The sequence below is a fragment of the Deinococcus roseus genome (assembly GCF_014646895.1).
GTDB lineage: Bacteria > Deinococcota > Deinococci > Deinococcales > Deinococcaceae > Deinococcus_C > Deinococcus_C roseus.
In genome coordinates, this window is sequence record NZ_BMOD01000020.1 from 19,911 (window position 1) to 44,711 (window position 24,801).

The following is a 24,801-nucleotide window of genomic DNA, read 5'->3' on the forward strand; positions in this document are numbered from 1 at the left end:
ACTCATGAGAAAATAAAACCGTTGAAATCATCTGAAATCAAAAGAGACAGCAAAAAAACAGAGGCAGTTGCCTCTGTTTTTTTGTTTGAAGTGAAGTCTTACATCACCCGTTTGGCAAGGGCTTTCAGGCTGTCGGTTTCCATCCAGGCCAGACCCTGTTGCACGTATTCACGTGCCTTGGCTTTGTCGTTTTGTTGCAGACGCATGTAAGCCAGGTGAGCAGCGGTGTCGGCAGCCCAGGCTTTTTCTTCGTCGGTCAGGTCGCCAAGCTCCACCCAGATGCGGTAGCCGCTGATCCACCACTGGGTGGTGGTGTAAAGCTGGGCCAGGTAAGAGAGGTACTCGCGCTCGGGCTCGGCAGTGGCTGCAGCATCGGCTTCGGTGACAGCGGCTTTCCACAGGTCGCGGTCATAGAAGGGGATGGGGTAAGCCACTTCTGCCTGTGCAGCCAGCTCCTGTGCCTTGGCGAAATGCTCTTCAGCACTTGCAGGAGCAACAGCCACATCAGGGGCAGGAGCCATGGTGGGGGCGGTCTCGGTGACGGCAGGCGCGGTGGTGTCAGTGGGGGTGTCGGTGGTCTGAGCAAAAGCGCTGCCAAAGGCGATCATTAAACTGATGGTGAGAATCTTTTTCATACACCTGCATTATATATTCTGTATGCTCGTTAGTACTGTGAGAAATATGCTTCCACGTCTCAGCGTAAAGAAACCATTAACCTCCCTGGGAAGCGCAATGCTCGTCTGCACTTCCTGCCTCACAGCAACTGCCCTTGCCAAACCAGCCATTTCATGGAGCAAAAACATTGGTGCTTTGAGCGCTCCAACAGCGCTTCCCGATGGTTCTGCTCTGCTGCTCATCAAGGGCAACCTGATTCAAAATCTGGACCCCAGGGGTCAGAAAAACTGGGAGGTGCCCATCACCGACATTGCCCGTGCACCGGGTGTGAGAGGCATGGATGGCACGCTTTACTTTGGAGCATACAACGATTACGTCCAGGCCATTTTACCAGACGGGCGTCTGAAATGGCGTTACAACCTGGATGGAGACCTCTTTGCCACCCCCCTGCTGCGGGCAGACAATTCGGTGGTGGCGGCCAGCGTCAAAGGCCAGGTTGTGGCCATCAAAGACGGACAGAAAGTCTGGGAATACCGTGCTGGAGATGGCATTTACTCCAGTCCTGCCCAGGCGCTGGACGGAACCATCTACTTTGGCAGCCAGGATGGCAAGCTGTACGCCCTCTCGGCAGAAGGCAAGCTCAAATGGACGTTCCAGGCCAATTCCACCCTGTTTTCCAGTCCAGCCCTGGATGAGGATGGCACCATCTACATTGGCAGCAGTGACCGCAACATCTATGCACTCAACAAAGACGGCAGCCTCAAGTGGAAGTACGCCACCAAGCTCTTTGTGAATGCCTCACCCATCATCACCAGAGGGGGCCTGATTGTGGTGGGTTCGTTTGACAGCGATTTGTATGCCCTCAACAAAGACGGCACCCTGGCCTGGCAGACCGACCTGAAGAAAGCCATTGCAGCCCCGGCCATCCAGACCTCAAACGGTGAAATCGTTGTGGGCAACTATGCAGGGATGCTGTATGGCCTCAATGAAAAAGGGGAGATCCAGTGGCAACTGGAACTGGACAGCAAAATTGACACCCCTGTGTCCATCACGGCCAATGGATACGGTTATGTGATCACCAACAAAGGCATGCTGTACCAGCTGGTTGGACTGGGCAACCAGAGCCTGGGACACTGGTCCAGCTATCGGGGTGGAGGCTGGGGCAGGACACTGAACACCGCCGAATGGGACATTCTCACCCGCATGACCACCAACAACCCCCAGCAGGTGGCCAGCACCGTCACACCTTCCAAACCCACCCAGGCTGGAACGTCTGCCCCTTCCAAGCCGACCCAGACCGGGACCACACCTCCCAAACCCGTGCCTTCAACCCCCGTGGCATCTGCACCTGCCACTCCAACTGTTCCTGAAGCTTCCAAACCCACCCTCAGTCCGCCAGTCAAGAAAGCGGCTTTGTGGTTGCTGGCTGCTGCTCTGGACACCCATCCCCTGGGCCGTCTGGAAGACCTTTTGCAGTTGCAGCAAGCCCTTGCACCAGACCTGAAACTGGGCTGGAACAACCAGCCGCAGTTCAAACTGAACCCACTGGACCAGCAGAACGCCCTGAAGAAGTGAGTTTTACCGCTCCACGGGCGGTGGTGGATTGAAGGCCAGATACACTGTGACTCCCAGTGCCAGCAGAGTGGGGATGATCAGAGCGCGTTTGGCCTGTGGTGTGGGGGCCCTGAACCACAACACTGCCATGTGCAGGCACAGGAGCCCCAGCACCACCCAGAAAGGCACCAGAGGGCCTTCCAGCAGGGGCATCAGCAGCAGCAGGGCCAGGACAGCCAGAATTCCAAGGGAAACGTATTTCACGCAAGTAGCCTACTGGAAAAAGAGAAGGAAGGACAGTCCATGTCCTTCCTTCTGGCCTGATCAATCTGTTTGGCCTGATCAATCTTCTTTTTTGAGGATGATCACACCCAGCGCTGGGATCATGATTTCCAGGCTGTCATGAAAGCCGTTGTAAGGCTGGTCCTGGCTGTACACCAGCCCCAGGTTGCCCCGGTTGCTGCCACCATACACCTCGGCGTCAGAGTTGAGGAGTTCGCGGTAAGCACCGGCAGCAGGCACCCCAATGCGGTAACCAGAACGCTCCACCGGGGTGAAGTTGGCCACCACAATCACCTGATCGTCTGAATCCAGGTCTTTGCGGATGTAGCTGAACACGCTGTTGTCCGAGTCAGAGACATTGATCCACTGGAAGCCGCCAGGAATGCAGTCGCTGGTGTGCAGGGCTTTCTGGTGGCGGTACAGGTGGTTGAGGTCCCGGATCAAGAGCTGGGTGCCTTTGTGCTCGGGGTATTCGGTGAGGTTCCAGTCCAGACTGCGTGCCTCGCTCCACTCCTGCCACTGGCCGAATTCCTGACCCTGGAACAGCAGTTTCTTGCCGGGCATGGTCCACATGTAAGCCAGGAAAGCGCGGTGGTTGGCGTGTTTCTGCCATTTGTCGCCGGGCATCTTGTCCAGCAGGCTCTTCTTGCCGTGCACCACTTCATCGTGGGAGATGGGAAGCACGTAGTTTTCGTGGTAGGCGTAGACCATGAAGAAGCTGATCTTGTGGTGCTCGAACTTGCGGTAGACCGATTCTTTCTCGAAGTAGGCCAGCGAGTCGTTCATCCAGCCCATGCCCCATTTGTAATCGAAGCCCAGACCACCTGCGTACACCGGACGGCTCACCCCTGCAAAAGCAGAGGACTCTTCGGCCATGGTGAGGATGCCAGGGTGGTACTGGTGGGTCAGTTCGTTCAGGCGCTTTAAGAAGTGGATGGCTTCCAGGTTCTCGTTGCCCCCATAGATGTTGGGAATCCAGGCATCGTGTGGGCGGGAGAAATCCAGGTACAGGATGCTGGCGACAGCGTCCACGCGCAGGCCATCCACGTGGTATTCCTCGATCCAGAACAGGGCACTGGACAGCAGGAAGTTGACCACCTCGGTGCGGCCATAATCAAAGATGTAGGTGCCCCAGTCGAGGTGCTCGCCTTTGCGGGGGTCTGCGTATTCATAGATGGGGGTGCCGTCAAAGCGACCCAGGCTGTGGGCATCTTTGGGGAAGTGTCCGGGCACCCAGTCGATGATCACCCCGATGCCTTTTTCGTGCATGTGGTTCATGAAGTGCTTGAAGTCGTCAGGGGTGCCGAAACGGCTGGTGGGGGCAAAATAACCCGTGACCTGATAGCCCCAGGACCCATCAAAAGGGTGCTCATTGATGGGCAGCAGTTCCACATGGGTGTACCCAAGGTCCAGCACGTAATCGGCCAGCTTGTCGGCCAGCTGGCGGTAGTTGATGAATTCGCCGTTTTCGCCGACCATCCAGGAACCCAGGTGCACTTCGTAGATGCTGATGGGGTCTTTGCGGGTGTCTTCCTGGCGGTTCTGCACCCACCCGCTGTCGGTCCAGGAAAATTGTGTCAGATCATACACAATGGAAGCGGTTCCGGGACGCATTTCAGAAAATTTGGCCAGGGGATCGCTCTTTAAAAACACATGGCCTTCACGGGAACGGATTTCAAATTTGTAGTACTCCCCGTGCCCGATGAAAGGCAGGAAGATCTCCCAGATGCCAGACTCACCCAGCGTGCGCATGGGGTTTTGCAGGCCGTTCCAGCCGTTGAAATTGCCCACCACGCTGACCCGCTCTGCATTGGGTGCCCACACCGCAAAAGACACCCCTTTGACTCCCTGGTGCTCAATGACATTGGCCCCCAGTTTCTTGTGCAACTGGTGCTGTTCGCCAATCTTGATCAGGCTCAGGTCAAAATCGCTGAGCACTGGCCAGAAAGAGTAGGGATCGCGGATGTCCTGCACGTTGCCATCCTGGTAGGTGATGCGCAGCAGGTAAGCAGAAGCGTTCTCTTCCTGCTCGATGCCTGTGGCTTCAAAGAGCCCACTGGGGTCAAGCTGGGTCAGGGCGTAGGTTTTTCCGCTGGGGAAAACCGCCTCAATGCTTTTGGCTGGAGGAGACCAGGTGCGCAGGTTTCCCCGGTCCCCGTCAAAGTGCAGGCCCAGGAAGCGAAAAGGATCGTAATGCCGTCCCTGTTGGAGCAATTCCAGATCAGTCATGGTGTGTCCTTTGTGTTTGGTGCTGAATTTATCGTTTCGTGCAAAAGGTGCTGGACCTGCAAGGGAACGTGGGAAAAACCAGGGGACACTTTTTGCAGAGACTGACAGTGGGTGTTCTGGCAATATCCCATGCCAGAAAGGGTGAAACTGTAGTTTCCCAGACCCTTCAGGTCAGGAGTTCAGGTCAGGAGTTCAGGGCAGAACAGCGCTCTGGGCTTCCACAAAAGCCCGGAAGTTCTTCAGCATGTGCAGGCCCACAGCCTGGGACTTCTCCGGGTGGAACTGGGTTCCGTGCAGGTTACCCTGCGACACCACGCTCCAGAAAGGCACCCCATAATCGGTGAGGGCACCGTTCTGTACGCCGCTTTCTTCGGGCACGTAGTAGCTGTGCACAAAGTAAGCCATGGCATCTGCACTCAGGCCTTCCAGAATGGGGCAATCTCCCACCCGGTTCAGGGTGTTCCACTGCATCTGGGGAACCGCGTGCCCTCTGGGAAACTTCTTCAGAAATCCGGGCAACAAACCCAGACCAGCCACAGGAGACTCCTCGGAGCCTTCAAACAGCAGTTGCATGCCCACACAGATGCCCAGAATGGGGAGGCCGCTTTGCAGGGCTTCCCGGATGGGACCCTCGAAGCCGGATTCCTTGAATTCCGTCATCACCTGCCCGAAGTGGCCCTGGCCCGGAATCACAATCGACTGGGCGGTTTCCACATCTTTCGGGGTGGAGGAGACTTTCACCTCGAAACCTGCCCGCTCCAGCGCCTTGGCTGCTGAACGCAGGTTGCCGCTTCCATAATCCACCAGCAGGGTTGAGGTCACAGGACTCCTTTCGTGCTGGGCAGGCTCTGGCTGGTGATGCGGGTGGCCAGATAAAGCGCCCGTGAAAAGGCTTTGGTGATGGCTTCAATCACATGGTGCGATTCCCGACCCGACAGCAGGCGCACATGCAAAGTCACCCCGGCATGGTTGCAGAACCCCCGCAGAAACTCCCTGAGGTGGAAGATGTTGTAGCCGTTGGAATCCCCGAGCACATCCAGACGCTCGGGTTCGAAGCCCAGATGGGCACGGCCCGAGAAATCCAGCACCACATGGGCCAGGGTTTCGTCCATGGGAACAAAAGCATCTGCATAACGCTCGATGCCCTTCATGTCTCCCAGGGCCTGTTTGAACGCCTGTCCGAGTGCGATGCCCACGTCTTCTGCCAGATGGTGCACATCCACATGCAGGTCTCCGGTGGCCTCAATCACCAGACCGAAACGGCCATGCTTGCGCACCTGATCAAGCATGTGTTCCTGAAAGCCATGCCCGGTTTTCAGGGGGCCTTCGAGGACTTCATCGAGGTTCAGACGGATGTGGATCTGGGTTTCATGGGTGTTGCGTACAATTTCGCTGCTGCGTGTCACAGTGACACTGTACTCCATTTGCAACCGTTAAACTGCAAACCTGTACAGGGTTGAAAACGCTGAAATGGTGTCTGGAAAGGCAAAGCTGAAATTTCGACTGCTTGTGCTTTTTGGTCACAAGATGCTTTTGAACCCCCAGAAAAAGAACTTGATGGTCTGGTTGCTCTTGCAGCACGGGAACTTCTTGCTGCTGAGCGCCGTTGCCCGAAATGCTCAATTCCAGAGAAGCTGCCCATTGGATTGCGAAACCTCTTACGGTTTTCAGGACATCTGGCAGGTTCTGACTGAAAAAACTGTTTCTTTTCCAGTGACACCCTGTGATAAGAAGGGCATGTGCTGCTTGTGATTTGTGGGCTTTGCTCTGTACCAGATGTCCCACAAGAAAAAACCCGGTGCTTCACGAGCAACCGGGTCCATGTCAGCGATCAATTGCAGAATAGGATTCTGCTGGCTGTCAACTGTTTACTGTCAACTTTTGTTCAGTGGTTCTGTGAAAGGGCCTTGTCAAAAGCCTTCCCGGTGATCCAGTAGTAAATCCGCTCGGAGATGTTGACCATGTGGTCCCCCAGGCGTTCAAAACTGCGGGCCAGACGGGTGAGCTTCAGGGCAGAGGAGGTCATGCGCAGGTCCTCCATGATGCGGGTGAGTGTGGAGCGCTGCAGTTGCTCATAAAAAGCATCCACTTCCAGATCCATTTCCTGCAGGTCTTTGACAGACCTCAGGCTTTTCTCTGCAAAAGCGTAAGCCAGCGTTTCCATCATCTCGTTCAATTTGGTGACCAGGGGCTGGATGTCCGAGTAAAAGCCCGAGGTGATGGTTCCGGCCACCTGCTCCAGATCGGTGGCGACGTGCACCGCGTAGTCTCCAATGCGCTCTGCATCAGTCAGGCTTTTGAGCACCAGCACAATGAAGCGCAGGTCTCCAGCCACCGGCTGGTGCAAGGCAATGGCGGTCAGGCACATGGTTTCCAGGTCGTGTTCCAGCTGGTCCACTTCCAGATCGAGTTTTTTGGCGTGTTCAGATAAATGGTGAAAATTCTTGGTGATCAGACCCTTGTGCACCAGGGTCAGTTGTTCCAGATTGATGGACAGCATGCGCAAAAAGCCCGCTTTGATGTCCTGAATGCTGTGTTCCAATTGGTCGCGCATTGTATAACGCCTCCTTAACCGAAGCGTCCGGTCACGTAGGCTTCGGTGCGCTCGTCTGTGGGGTTGGTGAAGATGTCGGCGGTGACTCCGTTTTCCACCAGATCTCCGTTTAAAAAGAAGCTGGTGGTGTCGCTGACCCGTGCAGCCTGCTGCATGTTGTGGGTCACGATCAGGATGGTGACGTCTTTCTTCAGTGTGGCAAGCAGGTCCTCGATGCGTGAGGTGGAGGCAGGGTCCAGCGCAGAGGTGGGCTCGTCCATCAGAAGGATTTCGGGTTCCACGGCCAGGGCGCGTGCAATGCACAGACGCTGCTGCTGACCCCCGGAGAGGCCGGTTGCAGGGGCTTTCAGGCGGTCTTTGACCTCATCCCACAGTGCAGCCTGACGCAGGGAGCGTTCCACAATCTGGTCCAGGTAACTCTTGTTGGTCACCCCGGAGAGCCTGAGGCCACTGGCCACATTGTCATACACGCTCATGGTGGGGAAGGGATTGGGCTTCTGGAACACCATCCCGATGCGGCGACGCACGGCCACAGGATCGATTTCGCTGGCGTAGATGTCCTGACCATCCAGGGTGATCTTGCCCGTGACTTTTGCCCCAGGGGTCACATCGTGCATGCGGTTGATGGCCCGCAGGAAGGTGGTTTTGCCGCAACCAGAAGGGCCGATCAGGGCGTTCACGGTGTTGGGCTGGATGGACAGGGAGACTTCGTTCACGGCGCGTTTGGGGCCGTAGTAGATGGAAACCGTTTCAGCATTCAGGATGGGTTGCATGGGCACTCCTTGAGGTTCAGAGCAGTCGGGCTCAGCAGGCTATTTCTTGCGGGTGGCGATCCGGGCGACCAGGGTGGTCACAAAGACCATCAGCACCAGAATCAGCGAGGCGGCATAAGCCAGGGGCAGCGAGCTGGGAAAGGGGCTGTTTGCCCGGTTGTAAATCTCCAGGGGGAGGGCAGCCATGCCCAGGCTGGAGAAAGGATTGAGCTGCCAGAACTGGGAACCCAGTGCCGTGAACAGCAAGGGCGCAGCTTCGCCGGACACGCGGGAAATCGCCAGCATCACACCCGTGATGATTCCAGAGCGGGCTGCAGGCAGGATGATGCTGTAAATCACCCTCCATTTGGGCAGACCCAGGGCCAGACCTGCTTCACGCACGGTCTGGGGCACCAGTTTCAGCACCTCTTCGGTGGTGCGGACCACAATGGGGATCATGATGAAGCCCAGAGCAAGGGAAGCTGCAAAACCCCGGAAGGTTTTGAATTCGGCAATGATCAGGGTGTAGGCCACCAGACCCATCACAATGGCAGGAATGCCAGAGAGCACATCGCTGATCAGACGCACAGCGGGGACCATGGGATGTTCGCGGTATTCGGAGATCATCACACCCCCACCAATGCCCACAATGACGCCCATGACGGTTGCCATGCCCACAATGATCACGGAACCCACAATGGCGTTGGCAAAACCGCCACCGGTTTCACCTTCAGGTTTGGGAAGCTGGGTGAAGGTGTCCCAGTTGATGCTCTGGATGCCGTTCACGATCAGGAAGTAGAAAATCAGCAGCAGGGGGGTCAGCACGATCAGGGTGGCCAGCACCATCAGGCCAGCCATCAGGCTGTTCTTGAACCTGCGGCCAGAACTGAGGCCCCCACCCTTCACGGGATTCGAGCGCACGCCAGAGGACATCATTTGATTCCTTTCGGGGTCAGGCGGGCCACGATCAGGCGGGCCAGGTAATTGACGATCACGCTGATGATGAACAGCAGGAGGCCAATGCCCAGCAGGCTGGAGAGTTGCAGGTCACTGGTGGCTTCCTGGAACTGGGTGGCAATCACCGAGGCCATGGTGTTGGTGGCACTGAAAGGACCCGCAGGAATGGCGTTGTTGTTGCCGATCACCATGGTCACGGCCATGGTTTCACCGAGGGCACGACCCAGACTGAGGATCACCCCGCCGAAAATCCCTGCACGGGCATAAGGCAGGATGGCCATGGAAATCACTTCCCATTTGGTGGCCCCCAGGGCGTAAGCGGCCTCACGCTGGTCTGCAGGCACCAGACGGATCACGTCACGGGCCACAGAAGCGGTGTAGGGAATCACCATGATGGAGAGCACGATCACAGCGGTGAACAGACTGCGTCCAGTGGGGGCAGCAACCAGCCAGCTGATTTTTTGCAGCTGGGGGTCTGTCATGATCCACATCTGCAGTTTCTGCACCAGGGGCACCAGAAACACAATGGCCCACAGGCCGTAAATCACGCTGGGAATTGCGGCCAGCAGCTCGATCAGGTAGCTGACGGGTTCTGCGAGCCATCTGGGCGCATACTCGGTCACGAAGATGGCAGCAGGAACAGCCAGCAGCACAGCAATCAGCAAGGCAGGCACACTGGTGAGCAGGGTGCCCACAATGAATGTCAGGGCTCCGTATTTCTCGTTGGGGACATCCCATACGGTGTCGGTCAGGAAGCCCAGGCCGTAGGTTTTCAGGGCGTCCCAGCCTCCCACCACCAGCTCGTACAGGGAAAGGCCAAAAATGGCGATGATGGCCACGCCCAGCAGGAGGATCAGTCCCTTGAAATACTGGTCGGAGCGTGAAGACAACACTTTTCGGCTGTTTTGCATGGGTCAGGTCACCTCTGCCTCTCGGGCAATGCCCACATTAGACTGTCTTTTTGTCATGGATACGTCATCACTCCTCTGCATTTGATGGGGGTTGTACCCTGTGCTTTCAGCTTGCTGGACGATGTTCAATGCCATGTCATGGAATTGCCATTGGATGGGATCAGGCATGCAGGTGTGGATTGTCATGAAAATTGTCCCCGGTTCAAAAAGAACAGGTTATGATGAACAGCATGTTGATTCCCATCACCGAAACCCTGCATGCCCTCAGGGTTCCGATTCCCTACCCCATGCAATTTGTCACGGTGCTCATCGACACGGCTGCCCCCGTCACCCTGATTGACACAGCCCTGCACACCCCCGAAGCCCTGGCTGCCCTGGAAGCAGGACTGGCAGAACTGAACCTCGGTTTTCAGGACATCGAGCGCATCATTGTGACCCACCACCACCCGGACCACTACGGACTGGCAGGCTGGTTGCAGCAACAAAACGGAGCCCCCATCCTGATGCTGCAAGAAGAAGTGAACCGGGGCGAAAAATACTGGTCCAGATGGGAATACTGGAAAAACGAACACGACCAGCACCTGCTGTCCCACGGGCTTCCTGTAGAGAGTCAGCCCGGCCTGGACAGCGCCATGCTGAAATCCAGAAACCGCATGATTCTGGGCCAGGTCACACCCGTGCAGGTCGGAGACAGAATCTCCCTGTCAAACACCGAATTTGAAGTCCTGTGGCTGCCCGGACACGCAGATGGGCACCTCGGGCTGTGGAATGCAGATCTGTCCCTCCTGATTGCCGGAGATGTGATTCTGGAACGCATCACCCCCAACATCGGCAGGTACGCTTACACCCGCGAAGACCCCCTGGGCGACTACTTCAACACCCTCAAAGCGGTGGAAACCCTGAACCCACAGAGGACCGTGATCGGGCACTATGGTCCGGTCATTGAAAATGCAGCAGGGCGAGCCAGAGAAATTGCAGCGCACCACCACGAGCGGCTGAATGAAATTCTGGAACTGCTTGCAGAACCCATGAACGCCTACGACCTCTCCCTCAAGCTGTTCCAGAGAGAACTGGACACCTTCGGGCGGCGCTTTGCACTGGCAGAGGTGGTTGCACACCTGGAACACCTGCGGTTTCAGGGGAAATTGCAGGTGTTCCAGGTGGATGGGGTGTGGAGGTACTGGAGGGGTTGAACCCCCCTGTCCTGTGAGGGCTGCGCACCCAAAGCTGTCCCCCCTCCAGACGGAGGGGGGACAGCTTTGGGTGAAACGAAAAGCAGGGGGTTAGAGTTTCTTGCTGCCGAACTTGATGCTGCCAATCAGGGTTTCGGCCAGCTTCTGGGCGCGGGAGGGCAGCTCAGCGTAGCCCAGACCCTCGTTGAACTTCTGACCGTCGTTGACGATCCAGTTCAGCAGGTTTTTGACGGCTCTGGCTTTCTCTTCGGTGTTTTTGCCGTAGTCCTGGTTCTGATAGACCAGGATCCAGGTGTAGCCGCTGATGGGGTAGGAGTCGGCGCCAGTGGCGTCGGTGATGCTCACACGGGTGTCTGCAGGCAGGGGTTTGGAAGCTGCAGCAGCAGTCACACCTTTCAGGCTGGCTTTGACGTACTTGCCTGCCTTGTTCTTCACGGTGCCAAAGTCGATGTTGTTCTGCTTGGCGAAGATCAGCTCAACGTAACCGATGCTGCCAGGGGTCTGCTTGACCACAGAGGCCACACCGTCGTTGCCTTTGCCGCCGATGCTGACCTGGGGCCAGTTCACGGTGGTGCCTTTGCCCACGCTGCCAGCGAAGGTTTTGCTGACCTTGGAGAGGTAGTCGGTGAAGATGAAGGTGGTTCCGCTGCCATCGGCACGGCGGGCGATGGTGATGGGCAGGGTGATGTTCTTCAGCTCGGGGTTTTCTTTGACCAGAGCGGCATCGTTCCATTTGGTGATTTTTCCGGCGAAGATGTCTGCCAGCACTTTGCCATCAAACTTCAGGCTGCTGTCCACACCGGGGATGTTGTAAATGGGCACCACTGCACCCAGAGCGGTGGGGATGTGCAGGATTTTGTTGCCACCGGGCGCTTTGGCCAGGTCGGTGTCGCTCATGGGGCCGTCAGAGGCTCCAAAGTCCACGGTTTGCTCCAGGATCTGGCGCTGTCCGCCGCCAGAACCAATGCTCTGGTAGCTGACTTCGGTTCCGGTGGCTTTCTGGTATTCAGAGAAGTATTTCAGGTAAAGGGGGTAGGGGAAAGATGCGCCTGCGCCCTGCAGGGACACTGCGAAAGCGGGGGTGGCGAGTAAAGCTGCGGTCATCAGCACTTTCTTCATGCCTCCCACCATAAAGAAGCACTGTCAGGGATTTTTCAGTGTCAGGTCATGGAATTGTCAGGTGAGAGAGCAGGCCAGCAAAGGTGCAGACAGCCCTCATGGAAGGCCAATTTCCCCTGGCATTCATCTGACAACCAGAGAATCCTGGACATTCTCGCTCGGGTCATGGCAGGTGTCTCCTGACAGAACAGCCCTCAAGCGTGTTGTTTGCTGAAAATCAGCGGGTTCGTCATGAAGCTGTGTGCCCCTGCTTTGCGGACATTCTGTCTGCCCGGCCAATCTTTTTGGGGGTCAAAACTCGGTATACTCCCTATATGCAACCCACAGATATCATCGCTGACTTCCTGAAACGCAAAGGGTGGGACGTGGAAACGCAGGACGAGTTGATCACCATGGATTACCAGACCGAGTCGGTCATTGGCACGCTCGCTCTGGCCATTGCCCAGCAAACCCCTTACCTGATCACCCGTTTTGATTTGACCCTGGACATTTTTGTGCAGGAGGAGAGCCTCGCAGAGGTGATGATGGGTTTGAACCTGATCAACCAGCAATTCTCGGTGGGGTGCATGTACCTGGATCTTGTCGAAATGGAAGAGGACGAAGGCGGGGAAGACGACGTGAACGAACCCGAACTGCTCTTTCTGCTGGGAGCACGGGGCAGCACCGTTCTGGAAGGCATGGAAGACCACCACCTGGAACTGCTCCACCACGCCCTGGAGGTCTTTGTGGAAGAGGTCTCCGATGCGGTCATCAACGACATGGGCAACATGCCCAAAACCCTGCAGGCATAAGAGTTATCAGCCATCACCTGTCAGCGATCAGCCTTCAGGATTTGCAGGGCATTCCAAACTTCCAGCCAGGGTCTTGTGACCTTCAAGAGGTGATGGGATCAAAAAAGACAAACGGGTTCAGGATTTCCAGGTTTTTTCCAGGATCCTGAACCAGTTCTCATGGCAGATTTTGTGCAGGGCAGGATCATCGTAACCATGTGTCCTCAGGGAGGCCACCAGATGCTGCAATCCTGAGGCGTCCTTGATGGCTTCTGGCACCACTGCACCATCAAAATCAGACCCGATGGCCACCCCATCCAGACCCAGATGCTGCACCAGATGGTCCACCTGACGCACCAGTTCATCCAGAGGGGTTTTGGCCTCTAAATGCCCATCAGGCCGCAACTCACTGACCGAAAAATTGACCCCCACCAGCCCACCAGATTCCCGGATGGCGGCCAGTTGACGGTCCGTCAGGTTGCGTGTGGCTGGACAGAGGCTGTGGGCATTGGCATGGGTGGCCACAATGGGAGCATCGGTGATTCTGGCCAGATCCCAGAAGCCTTTTTCATTCAGGTGGGACACATCCAGCAGGATGCCCAGCCTGTTGCAGGCCTGCACCAGTTCCTTGCCAGCATCGGTCAGACCTTCTCCTGTGTCAGGAGATGCAGGATGGGCAAAAGGCACTCCATGTCCAAAAGCATTGGGTCTGCTCCACACAGGTCCAATGGAGCGCACCCCGGCCCGATAAAACACCTCCAGGGCAGTCAGCTCTGGGTCAATCATTTCTGCCCCTTCAAAATGCAGCACCATGGTGAACTGTCCAGACTCCAAACCGTTTTGCAGGTCTGCAAAGCTCTGGACAATTTTGACTTTTCCCTCAGATCTGCGTTCCAGCTGGTAAAACGCGTTCAGCTGGGCAAAAGTCTGTTTCTGGGCGGTCTGCAGGTCCAGTGGAGGAGGCAATTTGACCTCATACCCCGTTGCATTGAAAACAATTTCCTCTTTGAGGGGCGGGTCATGGAAAGCCATGAGGGCAAAAAATCCACCGATCATGCCGCCTTCCTGTGCTCTGGGCAAATCCAGATGGCCCTTCTCTGAGCGCTGCAAGAAATCATCGCCCTCTTTCTGGTAAGGGACCAGCCTTTGCACCACATCGTTGTGACCATCAAATATGGGAATCAAATCGGACATGGTTATTGATACCACAGTAGGTAGGCTGCTGTGCAGAACCGATTTGCCCGAAGTGAGCTGAACATGGGTTTGCAAAGAAGTGTTTTTGCCCTCGGCTCTGGGCTCTCGGCATGCTTCTGTTTTGAGATCCCCCTCTTGCTGGATTAGAATGTCTGCCACATGCACCTGCCTTTGACTGGCATCCGTGTGGCAGATTTCACACGGGTGCTCACCGGACCTTACTGCACCATGCTCCTGGGAGACCTGGGGGCAGATGTCATCAAAATTGAGCCGCCCCAGGGAGACGACACCCGTTCCTGGACCCCACCTGCCAAGGGAACAGAGGCCACCTATTTCCTGAGTGTGAACCGCAACAAGCGCTCAGTGGTCCTGAACCTCAAAGACCCTCAGGACCTGCAGATTGCCCGGAAGCTGATTGCCAGCAGTGATGTGCTGGTGGAAAATTACCGCCCTGGAACCATGGAAAAGCTGGGTCTGGGGTATGAAACCCTGAAGGCACTGAAGCCCAGATTGATTTATGCAGCCATCAGCGGGTTTGGGCAGACGGGACCTTATGCCAGCCTCAGTGGGTATGACGTGATCGCACAGGGCATGGGTGGCCTGATGAGTTACACGGGCGCTCCAGACGGGGAACCCATGAAACTGGGTGTGGCCGTGGCAGATGTTTTTGCAGGTTCCCTGCTGACCCAGGCCATCTGCGCTGTGCTTTACGAACGGGAAAAAACCGGAATGGGACGCAGAATTGATGTGAATCTGCTGGAGGGCATGCTCTCTCTGGGCACCTACCAGATTTCCCGCTACCTGAATGCCTCAGAGGTGGCGGAGCGTCTGGGCAATGAGCACCGTTCCATCGTGCCTTACGGGATGTTTGCCTGCAAAGATGGGCATTTCAATCTGGCAGTGGGCAATGACGCTTTGTGGCTGAAGTTCTGTCAGGCCCTGTCTTTTGAAGATTTGCTGACTGCGCAGCATGCCAGCAATGCAGGTCGGGTGCAGCACAGGGAGGCCCTGATGCCCGAATTGCTCCGTCGTTTCGCAGGCCTGACCCGTGCAGAACTGCTGGAAAAACTGCAGCAGGCAGGTGTCCCTTGCGGCCCGGTGTACGATGTGCGGGAAGCGCTGGAAGACCTCCACATCACTGCCAGAGGGGTGGTGCAGGAGGTGCCGCACCACACGCTGGGAACCGTGAAAACCACAGCCCCGCCCTGGGAACTGGATGGAATGCATCCCCCGGTCCGCCAGGCCCCACCCACCCTCGGGCAGCACACAGAAGAGATTTTGGAGGAACTTGAAAATGCTGGATTACCTGAACATCCATGATTTGCTGCAAGACGATGAACGCCTGATCCAGTCCAGCGTGCGGGATTTCCTGGAACGTGAAATTTCCCCCCACATCGAGCACTGGTGGAACGAGGGGATCTTTCCCAGAGAGACCATGCAGAAGCTGGGCAGCATGGGTTTGCTGGGGTCCAACCTGCCCGAACAGTACGGCGGTGCAGGGGTTTCCAATGTCGCTTATGGCGTGATGATGTACGAGATCGAGCGCATCGATTCAGGATTGCGTTCCGCAGCCAGCGTGCAGGGTGCTCTGGTGATGTACCCAATTTTCGCTTTTGGCAGCGAGGAGCAAAAACAGAAGTACCTGCCAGAACTGGCCGCTGGACGCATGATTGGCTGCTTTGGCCTGACCGAACCCGATGGGGGATCCGACCCTGGAGCCATGCGCACCCGTGCCAGACTGGACGGAGACTTTTACGTTCTGAACGGCAACAAAATGTGGATCACCAACAGTCCCGTTGCAGACATTGCTGTGGTGTGGGCCAAAGACGATCAGGACATCATCCGGGGGTTCATTGTGCCCACCGATGCACCGGGTTTCTCTGCCCCCAAAATCACCAGCAAGATGAGCCTGAGGGCCAGCACCACCGGAGAAATCGTGCTGGAAGAGGTGCGGATTCCAAAAGAGAACCTGCTGCCCCTCTCTGGTGGCCTGAAAAGCCCCCTGATGTGCCTGACCCAGGCCCGTTACGGCATTGCCTGGGGTGCGCTGGGCGCACTGGAAACCGTGTACACCACAGCACTGGAATACGCCAAAACCCGCCTGACTTTTGGCAAACCCATCGGAAGCAGGCAACTGGTGCAGGACAAGCTGGTGTACATGCTCTCTGAGCACCAGAAAGGTTTGCTGCTGGCTTTGCGCCTCGGGCAATTGAAAGACCAGAACCGCCTGAAGTTCGGTCAGGTCTCCATTGCCAAACGCAACAATGTGCGGGTGGCCCTGCAAAGCGCCCGTCTGGCCCGTGAAATTCTGGGAGGCAACGGCATCACCACCGAGTACCCGGTGATTCGCCACATGCTCAACCTGGAAACCGTGGACACCTACGAGGGCACCCATGACATCCACACCCTGATTGTGGGCCGCGAAATCACCGGACTCAATGCCTTAGAATGAGTTTTTGCCTGAAACTTGCAGAAAAAATTTGCGCAATGAAAGGTGGATGAGGATGAAAAGAAGCACACAAATCAGCCTGGTGGTCCTGGCAACCCTGTCCATGACCGCCTGCAGCCGCAGTGATTCACGAATGCAATACCGCAGTTATCAGGATTGTGTATTGGACTGGGGAGATGCCACCCTGTGTCAGCCGAGTGGAAGCACCTATCTGGGACCTGTGTTTTACACCAGTGCCGGGGTTTATTACTATTACACGGCCAACAGGACGCGTGTGAAGGTCCCCAGCAATGGAGCCCTCTCCAGACAGAGCACCTCCAGAACCTCCATTGGCAAGACCACGGTGCGCGGTGGTTTTGGCAGCTCTGGAAGCAGCAGTTCTTAAAGATGCAGCGCCACACCTTAAAGCCCAGAAGCAACTGGCAGCAGCGCTGTGAAGCTCTGGGCTTCACCTTTCACTCTGTGGGAGGAATCTACTGGGATGAAAGCGTGTATTACAGCTTCTCTGCAGACCAGATTGAAACCCTGGAAAAAGCCACCAACCAGTTGAGTGACATGTGCCTGGAGGCGGTGCAGCATGTCATGGACCGCAGGCGTTTCCGTGAGCTGGACATCGACAGCCGCATGGAAACCCTGTGTGTGGAAAGCTGGGAAAACAATGATCTGGACCTCTATGGCCGTTTTGACTTTTCCTATGATGGCATCCACCCGCCAAAAATGCTGGAGTACAACGCAGACACCCCCACCGCACTTTTTGAGGCCAGTGTGGTGCAGTGGGACTGGCTGGAAAGCCTTTTCCCTGAGCAGGACCAGTTCAACAGCATCCATGAAAAACTGCTGGCTGCATGGCACAGGTACCCCCGCGCCTTCACCCATTTTGCCAGCGTTACGGAGTCAGAAGAGGATTTCGTGACCGCCCGTTACCTGCAGGATGTCTGCACCCAGACCGGACATCCCACCAGTTTTCTGTTCATGCGAGACATCGGCTGGAATGGGGAAGACTTTGTGGATTTGCAGGAGATGCCCATAGGGCGCATCTTCAAACTCTATCCCTGGGAATGGATGGCTGAAGAGGCTTTTGCCCAGCACCTGTCTGCTGCAAAAACCCAGTGGATTGAACCTGCCTGGAAGCTGATCCTCACCTGCAAGGGCATCCTGCCCATCCTGTGGGAACTTTTTCCGGGCCATGAGAACCTGCTGCCCGCCAGTTTCAACCCCCTGCCCAGCAGTGTGCGCAAGCCGCTGTATTCCAGAGAGGGGGCCAACATCCAGCTGCCTGATGGGGCCACCACAGGCGGAGAGTATGGTCTGGGCCAGTGGATTCACCAGCATTACCAGCCTCTCCCGGAATTTTCAGGGTTTTACCCGGTGGTGGGAAGCTGGGTGATTGGTGGGGAAAGTGCAGGCATCGGCATCCGGGAAGACGACACCCTGATCACCCGAAACACCTCACGTTTTGTGCCGCATCTGTTTTCTGTGCAGTGAGAAAACCTTCAACGGGTTTGCTGGCAATTGCCCCTTTCTGCCGGACAGCCATGGTGTACCCTGTGTCCTATGGTGACATTGAAAGTTCCATTGGGAGACCCCATTGAGTGGAAGGCCGATACCCCCGAAGCATTTCTGGGGCTGGTCAAGGCCAATTGCGAAGAACCTGCTGTTCTGATCAGCTCAAAAGGCAAGGTGGAAGGCCGGGCACGCTTCTTCTTCTACGACTCCAGCCAGTACGAAAAACTGGAAGACCGGGGCGCAGTGGCCGTGGGCAATGGGGTGTTTTATGCCCTCACCGAAGAAGTGCATCCCGTGCTGCAGGACATCACTCTCGATGATGAGAGCCTGAAGCTGGAGTTCTCCTACAAAAGGGAGATCAACAAGATGGAGTGTGTGCTGCAGTATGTGGGCACCATTGAAGGTTTCAACATATACAGGGTGCTGGTGCTTCAAGATCTGGAAGACATCCTGCTGGAACCCTTCTGAACTTCTGAACCTCAGGGCAGGCTGCCTGCCTGAGGTCCCGACTGGTTGCGTTCCATGCGGCGCACCAGACCTCTGGGCACCCGTCTGGTGCGTGCGGGCGCTTCCTGATCGGCCATCATCACCTCGCCTTTTTCAATCAGTTGAATGAAGGCAGGAACCAGTTGCGGGTCAAAGTGGCTGCCTGTGTGTTCTTGCAGATACTGGATGGCTTCTTGCTGGGCCAGAGGGGTGCGATAGGTGCGGTGGCTGGTCAGGGCTTCAAAGACATCCACCACCGCCAGGATCCGGCCATAAAGCGGGATGTCCTCGCCTTTCAGACCATCCGGGTAGCCTGAACCGTCGTATTTTTCGTGGTGGGCTCTTACGCCCACAGCAATGTTGGCGAAAAAAGGAGAGACTGCCTGCAGGATGTCATGCCCGTAAATGGTGTGCCTGCGCATCAGGGCGTACTCCATGTCGTTCAGTTTGCCCGGTTTTTTGAGGATCACCTCTGGAACGCTGATTTTGCCCAGATCGTGCATCAGGCCTGCCCAGTAGAGTTCGTCCAGCTCTTCACTTTTCAGGCCCATTTTCTGCCCAAGCTGGAAAGCGTTGTAAGCCACCCGTTCACAGTGGCCCACGGTTTCGTTGTCACGGCTTTCCACCAGACCCACAAAGGTTCGGAGGTTCTGCTCGTAGGTCTCGGCCAGTTTGAAGGCCAGGCCCTGGGCACTGCGGATGCGCTGTTTGAACAGGGCAGAGAAGGTGCCCACCACCGACCCGGTCAGCATGAAAAACACCGTACGGAACACCCAGCCACTGACGGACTGCATTTCTCCGGTCAGGGTGTCCAGTGGCATGAAAGGCCCGATGCACAGCCCTGCCAGCAATCCGAAGAGCAAACCTCCCGGAATCCCGAACGTCATGGCCCCCAGAACCACCGGAAGGTACATCAGGTGCACGTACACAAAACGCGTTCCAGTGGTAAAAAACACCAGCAGGCTGGTCAGCATCAGCAGCGCACCAATCACCAGCATGATGATCAGGCGAGTGCGGGGTTTGCCGGACATCAGGAGGTCAGTGAACAGGATCATCTGGTGGCTGGTCATCATGCAGCTTTCTCTCCCTTGATGCTGAGGCAGAAGACAGAGAATGCCCTGTCCCTGAACCCAGGCTGTGTTCTCAATCTTACCCCCTGGCTGTGCACAATGTTTCAGGAACAAACGAAGTTTTCAGAAACAAACCAAAAACCCGTGCTTTGAGGCACGGGTCTGAACTTTTAAAAGTTGTTTTGAACAGCAACCGTGCGCTTAACGCTGGTCGATGTCCACGTAGCTTTGATCCACAGGACCGGTGTACAGCGCGTTGGGGCGCAGCAGGCGGTTGTGGGCCACGTATTCCAGCACACTGGCAGCCCAGCCACTGATGCGGGCCAGAGCAAAGATGGGGGTGAAGAACTCTTTCTTGATGCCCAGGTCGGAGTACACCACACCGCTGTAGAAGTCCACGTTGGGGTAGAGCTTCTTGGCGCTCAGGCGCTCCAGCACGATGGCCTCGATGCGCTCGAGCATCTGGTAGTAGTTGCTCTTGCCCTGCTTTTCGGCCACCAGAGCAGCGTAGTCACGGAGCACACGGCTGCGGGGATCGAAGTATTTGTAAACGCGGTGACCCACGCCCATGATTTTTTCTTTGCGGTCCAGCTTGTCGCCAATGTAAGCATCCACGTGGCTGAGGGTGCCAATTTCGTCCAGCATGTCCATCACGGCTTCGTTGGCTCCGCCGTGCAGGGGGCCTTTGAGGGAGCCCACAGCGCTGGTGACAGCACTGTACATGTCAGAGAGGGTGGAGATGGTGGAAATGGCGGTGAAGGTGCTGGCATTCATGCTGTGGTCGGCATGCAGAATCAGGGCCATGTCAAAAAGACGGGCCTCTTCTTCGGTGGGGACATGGCCTTTGAGCATGTACAGGAAGTTGGCAGCGTGACCGAGGTCCTTGCGGGGAGCCACAGGCTCTTTGCCTTCCTTGACGCGGGCAATGGCAGCAATGATGGTGCTGAACTGGGCAATCAGGTGCAGCCCGATGCGGTAACGCCCTTCGGGGGTGTCGTCTTCGCTGTGGGGGTCCAGCAATCCTAGGTTGCTGACAGCGGTGCGCAGGGCCTGCATGGGGTTCATGCGGCGGGGGTACTGCTTGATGTTTTCAATCAGTTCCTGGGGAACGTAGCGGTGCTGGCGCAGCTCGTGGTCAAAGTGATCCAGTTCTTTCTGGGTGGGCAGTTTGCCGTGCAGCAGAGCGTAGGACAGCTCTTCAAAGCTGGATTTTTCAGCCCATTCCTGGATGCCAATGCCCAGGTGGGTGAGAATGCCTTTTTCACCATCAATGAAGGTGAGCTTGCTTTCGGTGAACACAACGCCTTCTAGTCCTCGGGCGATGGGAGTGGTAGTCATTGCACAAACTCCTTTGATTGAACCTGCCTGCGGTTCGAGAATCTCCTGGGCAGCTTATTTTCCTATGGTCAAGTTTAACATCCACTACACCACTTGTTTACCGGAGATCCCGAGCAGACGTAAACCGTTAAATTTACGATCCACACGGCAAAAAAATGGAATAAAAAGTGGTTTACCTGTTTTTGTTTTTTTTCATCCAAAATCGGTACTGTCTGGGTAACGAAATCTGTCTGGCAGGGTTTCGCTCTTGACTTGCCCTGCATAAAATCACAGCCCGGTTTTCGGACTGTTGCACCAGATTTCACAAGCTCACTTAGGTGGCGAATTTCACCAGATCCAGCAAGGTTTTGGGCGGGGTGTTCACCAGCAAACGGCTGGCCCTGGGATTCTTGCGGGCTGTGGCCTCCACCCGGTTCAGCATTTCATTGAAGAGATCATCTGGCATGGTCAGGGCAGGGGTGAGGCGCAACGTGCGGGTGCTGTTGAGGCTCAGGTTCAGAATCAGGCCATTCTGGTAAAACTGCCGCAGGGCCAGCAGCCCGGAAGCTTCTGAAACCAGTTCTGCCAGGTCTTTGTTGGCCTGCACCACGCCCAGTCTGGTGATGTCCCGGAACACCATCGCCATCAGCATCCCTTTGCCGCGCACATCGGTGATGAATTCAGGGTATTTCTGCTGGATGCCTTTTAAGCGGTCCAGGGCAAGTTTTCCCATGCGTGCAGAGCGTTCTGGCAGGTTTTCATCGATCAGGATTTCCAGGGATTTCAGGCCCACCGCCATGGCCAGCGAGTTCCCTCCAAAGGTGTTGGAGTGCCGTTTGCAATCCAGGCCGCCCAGAACTTTGTCAAAAATCCACTTGCGGTAAATGGTGGCCCCGACAGCCGCCATGCCGCCACCCAGGGGTTTTGCCAGGGTGATGATGTCGGGCTGCATGCCCCCGTCAGTGCTGGCAAACCAGCTTCCTGTGCGGCCCAGACCAGACTGGATCTCATCCACGATCAGCAGGATTCCGGTGGCCTGACACACCTCACTCAGGCCTTTGAGGAATCCTTCGGGAGGCAAAATGACACCAGCCTCACCTTGCAAGGGTTCCAGAATGACCGCCACCACATTGTCTGCGCCCAGTTTCTTGATGGTGGTTTTGACGGCATCCAGATCCCCATAAGGATGGGTGTGTATGTTGGGGGCCAGCGGTCCAAAATCCTTCTGGATGCTGGGGTTGGGGGTCAGGGACATGGTCATCTGGGTCTTGCCGTGGTAAGCCCTGCGGAAATTCAGGATGTGTTTGGCTCTGGGGCGTGCAGCCTTGGCAAATTTGATGGCTGCCTCGTTGGCTTCTGCACCAGAGTTGGAGAAGAACACCTTGGAATCTGCGTGGGTGGGGTCCTGGGAGGCCAGCAGTTTGATGAGGTTGAACTCCAGTGCAGCCCGCCAGTTGGAAGCAGATTGCTGGGGCAGTCCAATGCTGTGCAGGTTTTCCAGGTAGCTCTGCAGAAACTTCACCAGAGGAGGGTATCCATCCCCGAAGGGCACTGCAGAGTATCCCCCGGTGTTGATCAGGCGTTTGCCCTGGGGATCCTGGTACTCCCAGGGACTGACGGTTTTGAAAGGACCCACACAGCCCAGAATGGTCAGGGCCTTGATCAGATCGGTGTTGCCATGGGCGATTTCATGCTCCAGGGCGCGTGAGCTGCTGTAGCGCTCTGAGAGAACATCGTCGGTGCGGACATAGCTTGAAGGCATATGGGATTCATCATAACCTGAAACGGTGAAAATCTAAATGACTGTGGGTCGGTTAAAAGGAGCGTTCAGCGTTCAGCGTTCAGCCCTCAGCATTCAGCCAGAAGCAGAAACCATCCAGGTGGCTGTGGAAAGTCTTTTTTGCCTTTCGGGTGGAATAAAGCATGGATGGTTTTGTTGCTGAGGGTCATTTCAGCAAGGCACATTTCTGGTAAATGTCGATGTCCAGTTGCCCCGTTCTGGAATTCACTTTCCTGAGGGTGCCCACTTCTTTCCAGCCCGTGCCATAATTTGCTGCAATCCACCATTCCAGATGCCCATCGAAATAGCGCCCACCGTCTGCAGACCTGGCCAGAGGAAGCATGAACTTCTGGCCTTTCCAGACGAGATCCACACTGGAGGCCACGCCCTGCTTCTGGTGGTAATGGGCCACGATCAGGGTTCCATCTTCACAACGGTAACGGGCAGATTCGGTCTGGTTGGCCCCTCCACCAGCAAAGGCCACAGAAGCAAGCAAAACAGCAAACAGGCAGGAAAAAGCTTTCATGGATCAACTCTAACCCGACCAGATGAGACAGATCAGAAGCACCTTCCAGAGCAAAGTGTTACCTTGAAACCATGCGATTTGTGCTGTTTTATGGTCCTCCAGCCGCTGGAAAACTGACCACAGCCCAGGCCCTGTCAGAACTGACAGGCATTCCGGTGTTCCACAACCACATCACCATTGATTTTGCAAAAACGCTGGGACTGGATTTTGACGCGCCACTGTTCTGGGAACTGGTGGACCAGACCCGACTGAACACCCTGAAGTTTGCTGCGCAGAACGGCATCAGCCTGATCCTGACCTATGTTTTTGCTGCCGGGGACGATGAACCTTATATTTATCAGGTGAAACATCTGGTGGAATCCCAGGGAGGCCAGATGGATTTCGTGCGGCTGCATTGCCCAGAACCAGAACTTCATGCCCGCATTGGCAACCCCTCACGCAAAGCACTGGGCAAATTGACGGATGGGGACATCCTGAAACAGCTCATGTCAGAAAAGGATTTTCTGCACAAGATCTCTGGAGTGGACAGCCTGGAATTTGACACCACCCAGAGCACCCCTGAAGAAACGGCCCGACAGGTGGCAGAAAAACTGGAATTGCTGCAGGTTACCCTTTGACCTTCTTTGAAATTCCTCCCACCTTCGATCTTTCTCAGCTGAGGTTAGAATAAGCCCAAAACCACAGCAGAAAGAGGCTTACAGATGCGCATTGTTCGATTTGAAAAAGACGGCCACACCCACTGGGGAGAACTGGACCTTCAACTGGTGCATGTCCTGACCGGCTTCATGGGCCAAAGAACCGCAGTCAACTTTGACCTGACCGATGTGAAACTGCTGGCCCCGGCCACCCCCAGCAAGATTGTCTGTGTGGGCCGCAATTATGCCGACCACATCAAAGAGCTGGGCAACCTGCCTGCTTCAGGAGATTTGCCCAAAGAACCCGGTCTGTTCCTGAAGGCTCCCAACACCCTGGCAGATCCAGAGCAGACGGTAGAGTACCCTTCATGGACGGAAAACCTGCACTTTGAAGGTGAGCTGGCCCTGGTGATCGGCAAGAAAGCCAGAAACATCCAGCAGGAGAATGCCCTGGATTATGTTTATGGATACACCTGTGCGCTGGATTTGACGGCCAGAGACAAACAGCGCTCTGACCTGCAGTGGTTCCGGGGCAAGAGTGCAGACCATTTCTGCCCGCTGGGTCCCTGGATTGAAACCGAACTGGACCCCTTTCATTTGCAGGTCACCACCCGCATCAATGGGGAAACCCGCCAGGATGGCAACACCGAACAGATGATCTTTGACATCCCCACCGTGCTGGCCTACGTTTCCCAGTTCATGACCCTGGAGGTGGGAGATGTGGTCATCACTGGGACCCCAGACGGTGTGGGACCCCTGAGCAGGGGAGACCGTGTGGAGGTTGAGGTGGAAGGCATTGGTGTGCTGGTGACGCACATCGGGTAAAAGCATAGAGCCGAGTGCTGAGAGCCGAGAGCAGAAGGCGTTTTTGTCTGGCTGTTGCCTTCTGCTTTCTGCCCTCA

The 24,801-nt window shown here is 56.0% G+C and carries 25 protein-coding genes; 10 read left to right on the top strand and 15 right to left on the bottom strand.

Annotated elements, in window-relative coordinates:
- Window positions 1-98 precede the first annotated feature (98 nt).
- Complete coding sequence (locus IEY52_RS19490; protein ID WP_189005632.1) at window positions 99-635, bottom strand: hypothetical protein; 537 nt, start codon at window positions 633-635, stop codon at window positions 99-101.
- Between the two features lie 175 nt (window positions 636-810).
- Between IEY52_RS19490 and IEY52_RS19495 the strand changes: the two genes are divergently transcribed.
- Complete coding sequence (locus tag IEY52_RS19495) at window positions 811-2,190, top strand: outer membrane protein assembly factor BamB family protein (protein ID WP_189005634.1); 1,380 nt, start codon at window positions 811-813, stop codon at window positions 2,188-2,190.
- Window positions 2,191-2,193: 3 nt separating this feature from the next.
- Here IEY52_RS19495 and IEY52_RS19500 read toward each other — a convergent pair whose 3' ends face one another.
- The 8 genes from IEY52_RS19500 to pstC form a co-directional block, all read right to left on the bottom strand.
- A complete protein-coding gene (locus tag IEY52_RS19500; protein ID WP_189005636.1) occupies window positions 2,194-2,433 on the bottom strand; it encodes a hypothetical protein in 240 nt (79 codons plus the stop codon).
- A 78-nt stretch (window positions 2,434-2,511) separates the two neighbouring features.
- The gene (gene glgB, locus IEY52_RS19505; RefSeq protein WP_189005638.1) at window positions 2,512-4,680 is read right to left on the bottom strand and encodes a 1,4-alpha-glucan branching protein GlgB; all 2,169 of its coding nucleotides are present in this window, start codon (window positions 4,678-4,680) and stop codon (window positions 2,512-2,514) included.
- A 192-nt stretch (window positions 4,681-4,872) separates the two neighbouring features.
- A complete protein-coding gene (gene hisH, locus IEY52_RS19510; protein WP_189005639.1) occupies window positions 4,873-5,502 on the bottom strand; it encodes an imidazole glycerol phosphate synthase subunit HisH in 630 nt (209 codons plus the stop codon).
- A complete protein-coding gene (gene hisB / locus IEY52_RS19515; RefSeq protein WP_189005641.1) occupies window positions 5,499-6,086 on the bottom strand; it encodes an imidazoleglycerol-phosphate dehydratase HisB in 588 nt (195 codons plus the stop codon). The genes hisH and hisB overlap by 4 nt, the downstream gene beginning before the upstream one ends.
- A gap of 479 nt (window positions 6,087-6,565) precedes the next feature.
- Window positions 6,566-7,234: a phosphate signaling complex protein PhoU gene (gene phoU, locus IEY52_RS19520; protein WP_189005643.1), complete on the bottom strand. Its 669-nt coding sequence runs from the start codon at window positions 7,232-7,234 to the stop codon at window positions 6,566-6,568.
- Window positions 7,235-7,248: 14 nt separating this feature from the next.
- The gene (gene pstB / locus IEY52_RS19525) at window positions 7,249-8,007 is read right to left on the bottom strand and encodes a phosphate ABC transporter ATP-binding protein PstB (RefSeq protein ID WP_189005645.1); all 759 of its coding nucleotides are present in this window, start codon (window positions 8,005-8,007) and stop codon (window positions 7,249-7,251) included.
- Between the two features lie 39 nt (window positions 8,008-8,046).
- The gene (pstA, locus tag IEY52_RS19530) at window positions 8,047-8,922 is read right to left on the bottom strand and encodes a phosphate ABC transporter permease PstA (protein WP_308425022.1); all 876 of its coding nucleotides are present in this window, start codon (window positions 8,920-8,922) and stop codon (window positions 8,047-8,049) included.
- Window positions 8,919-9,854 carry a phosphate ABC transporter permease subunit PstC gene (gene pstC, locus IEY52_RS19535; protein ID WP_189005647.1) on the bottom strand — a complete coding sequence of 312 codons (936 nt, stop codon included), beginning with the start codon at window positions 9,852-9,854 and terminating at the stop codon, window positions 8,919-8,921. Before pstC ends, pstA begins: the two co-directional genes overlap by 4 nt.
- Before the next feature lie 230 nt (window positions 9,855-10,084).
- Here pstC and IEY52_RS19540 point away from each other — a divergent pair, with 230 nt between their 5' ends.
- On the top strand, window positions 10,085-11,047 hold the full coding sequence (locus IEY52_RS19540) for an MBL fold metallo-hydrolase (RefSeq protein ID WP_229684877.1): 963 nt from the start codon (window positions 10,085-10,087) through the stop codon (window positions 11,045-11,047).
- 90 nt (window positions 11,048-11,137) lie between these two features.
- Here the strand turns inward: IEY52_RS19540 and pstS are convergent, their stop codons facing one another.
- Window positions 11,138-12,166, bottom strand: coding sequence for a phosphate ABC transporter substrate-binding protein PstS (pstS, locus tag IEY52_RS19545; RefSeq protein WP_189005649.1), 1,029 nt, complete (start codon window positions 12,164-12,166; stop codon window positions 11,138-11,140).
- Window positions 12,167-12,480: 314 nt separating this feature from the next.
- Here pstS and IEY52_RS19550 point away from each other — a divergent pair, with 314 nt between their 5' ends.
- A complete protein-coding gene (locus IEY52_RS19550) occupies window positions 12,481-12,957 on the top strand; it encodes a type III secretion system chaperone family protein (protein WP_189005651.1) in 477 nt (158 codons plus the stop codon).
- A 117-nt stretch (window positions 12,958-13,074) separates the two neighbouring features.
- Here IEY52_RS19550 and IEY52_RS19555 read toward each other — a convergent pair whose 3' ends face one another.
- Entirely contained in the window at window positions 13,075-14,130 is a 1,056-nt protein-coding gene (locus IEY52_RS19555; RefSeq protein WP_189005653.1) for a dipeptidase, read from the bottom strand.
- A 159-nt stretch (window positions 14,131-14,289) separates the two neighbouring features.
- Between IEY52_RS19555 and IEY52_RS19560 the strand changes: the two genes are divergently transcribed.
- From IEY52_RS19560 to IEY52_RS19580, 5 genes are all read left to right on the top strand, one after another.
- Window positions 14,290-15,450, top strand: a complete 1,161-nt coding sequence (locus IEY52_RS19560) for a CaiB/BaiF CoA transferase family protein (RefSeq protein WP_189005655.1) — start codon at window positions 14,290-14,292, stop codon at window positions 15,448-15,450.
- Window positions 15,425-16,582, top strand: coding sequence for an acyl-CoA dehydrogenase family protein (locus IEY52_RS19565; protein WP_189005763.1), 1,158 nt, complete (start codon window positions 15,425-15,427; stop codon window positions 16,580-16,582). Before IEY52_RS19560 ends, IEY52_RS19565 begins: the two co-directional genes overlap by 26 nt.
- Before the next feature lie 52 nt (window positions 16,583-16,634).
- Window positions 16,635-16,964 carry a hypothetical protein gene (locus IEY52_RS19570; RefSeq protein WP_189005657.1) on the top strand — a complete coding sequence of 110 codons (330 nt, stop codon included), beginning with the start codon at window positions 16,635-16,637 and terminating at the stop codon, window positions 16,962-16,964.
- Window positions 16,965-16,966: 2 nt separating this feature from the next.
- Window positions 16,967-18,064: a glutathionylspermidine synthase family protein gene (locus IEY52_RS19575; protein WP_189005659.1), complete on the top strand. Its 1,098-nt coding sequence runs from the start codon at window positions 16,967-16,969 to the stop codon at window positions 18,062-18,064.
- A 69-nt stretch (window positions 18,065-18,133) separates the two neighbouring features.
- Complete coding sequence (locus IEY52_RS19580; protein WP_189005661.1) at window positions 18,134-18,553, top strand: hypothetical protein; 420 nt, start codon at window positions 18,134-18,136, stop codon at window positions 18,551-18,553.
- 11 nt (window positions 18,554-18,564) lie between these two features.
- Here IEY52_RS19580 and IEY52_RS19585 read toward each other — a convergent pair whose 3' ends face one another.
- From IEY52_RS19585 to IEY52_RS19600, 4 genes are all read right to left on the bottom strand, one after another.
- Window positions 18,565-19,644, bottom strand: coding sequence for an HD-GYP domain-containing protein (locus IEY52_RS19585; RefSeq protein ID WP_189005663.1), 1,080 nt, complete (start codon window positions 19,642-19,644; stop codon window positions 18,565-18,567).
- 198 nt (window positions 19,645-19,842) lie between these two features.
- Window positions 19,843-20,979 (bottom strand): citrate/2-methylcitrate synthase, encoded by a 1,137-nt coding sequence (locus IEY52_RS19590; protein ID WP_189005665.1) that lies wholly within the window; start codon window positions 20,977-20,979, stop codon window positions 19,843-19,845.
- A gap of 313 nt (window positions 20,980-21,292) precedes the next feature.
- A complete protein-coding gene (locus tag IEY52_RS19595; RefSeq protein WP_189005667.1) occupies window positions 21,293-22,720 on the bottom strand; it encodes an aspartate aminotransferase family protein in 1,428 nt (475 codons plus the stop codon).
- A gap of 184 nt (window positions 22,721-22,904) precedes the next feature.
- The gene (locus tag IEY52_RS19600) at window positions 22,905-23,264 is read right to left on the bottom strand and encodes an MliC family protein (protein WP_189005669.1); all 360 of its coding nucleotides are present in this window, start codon (window positions 23,262-23,264) and stop codon (window positions 22,905-22,907) included.
- A gap of 71 nt (window positions 23,265-23,335) precedes the next feature.
- On the opposite strand from IEY52_RS19600, the gene IEY52_RS19605 reads away from it, so the two are divergent.
- Window positions 23,336-23,881, top strand: coding sequence for a P-loop nucleotide/nucleoside kinase family protein (locus IEY52_RS19605; RefSeq protein ID WP_189005671.1), 546 nt, complete (start codon window positions 23,336-23,338; stop codon window positions 23,879-23,881).
- Window positions 23,882-23,965: 84 nt separating this feature from the next.
- On the top strand, window positions 23,966-24,724 hold the full coding sequence (locus IEY52_RS19610) for a fumarylacetoacetate hydrolase family protein (protein WP_189005673.1): 759 nt from the start codon (window positions 23,966-23,968) through the stop codon (window positions 24,722-24,724).
- Window positions 24,725-24,801 lie beyond the last annotated feature (77 nt).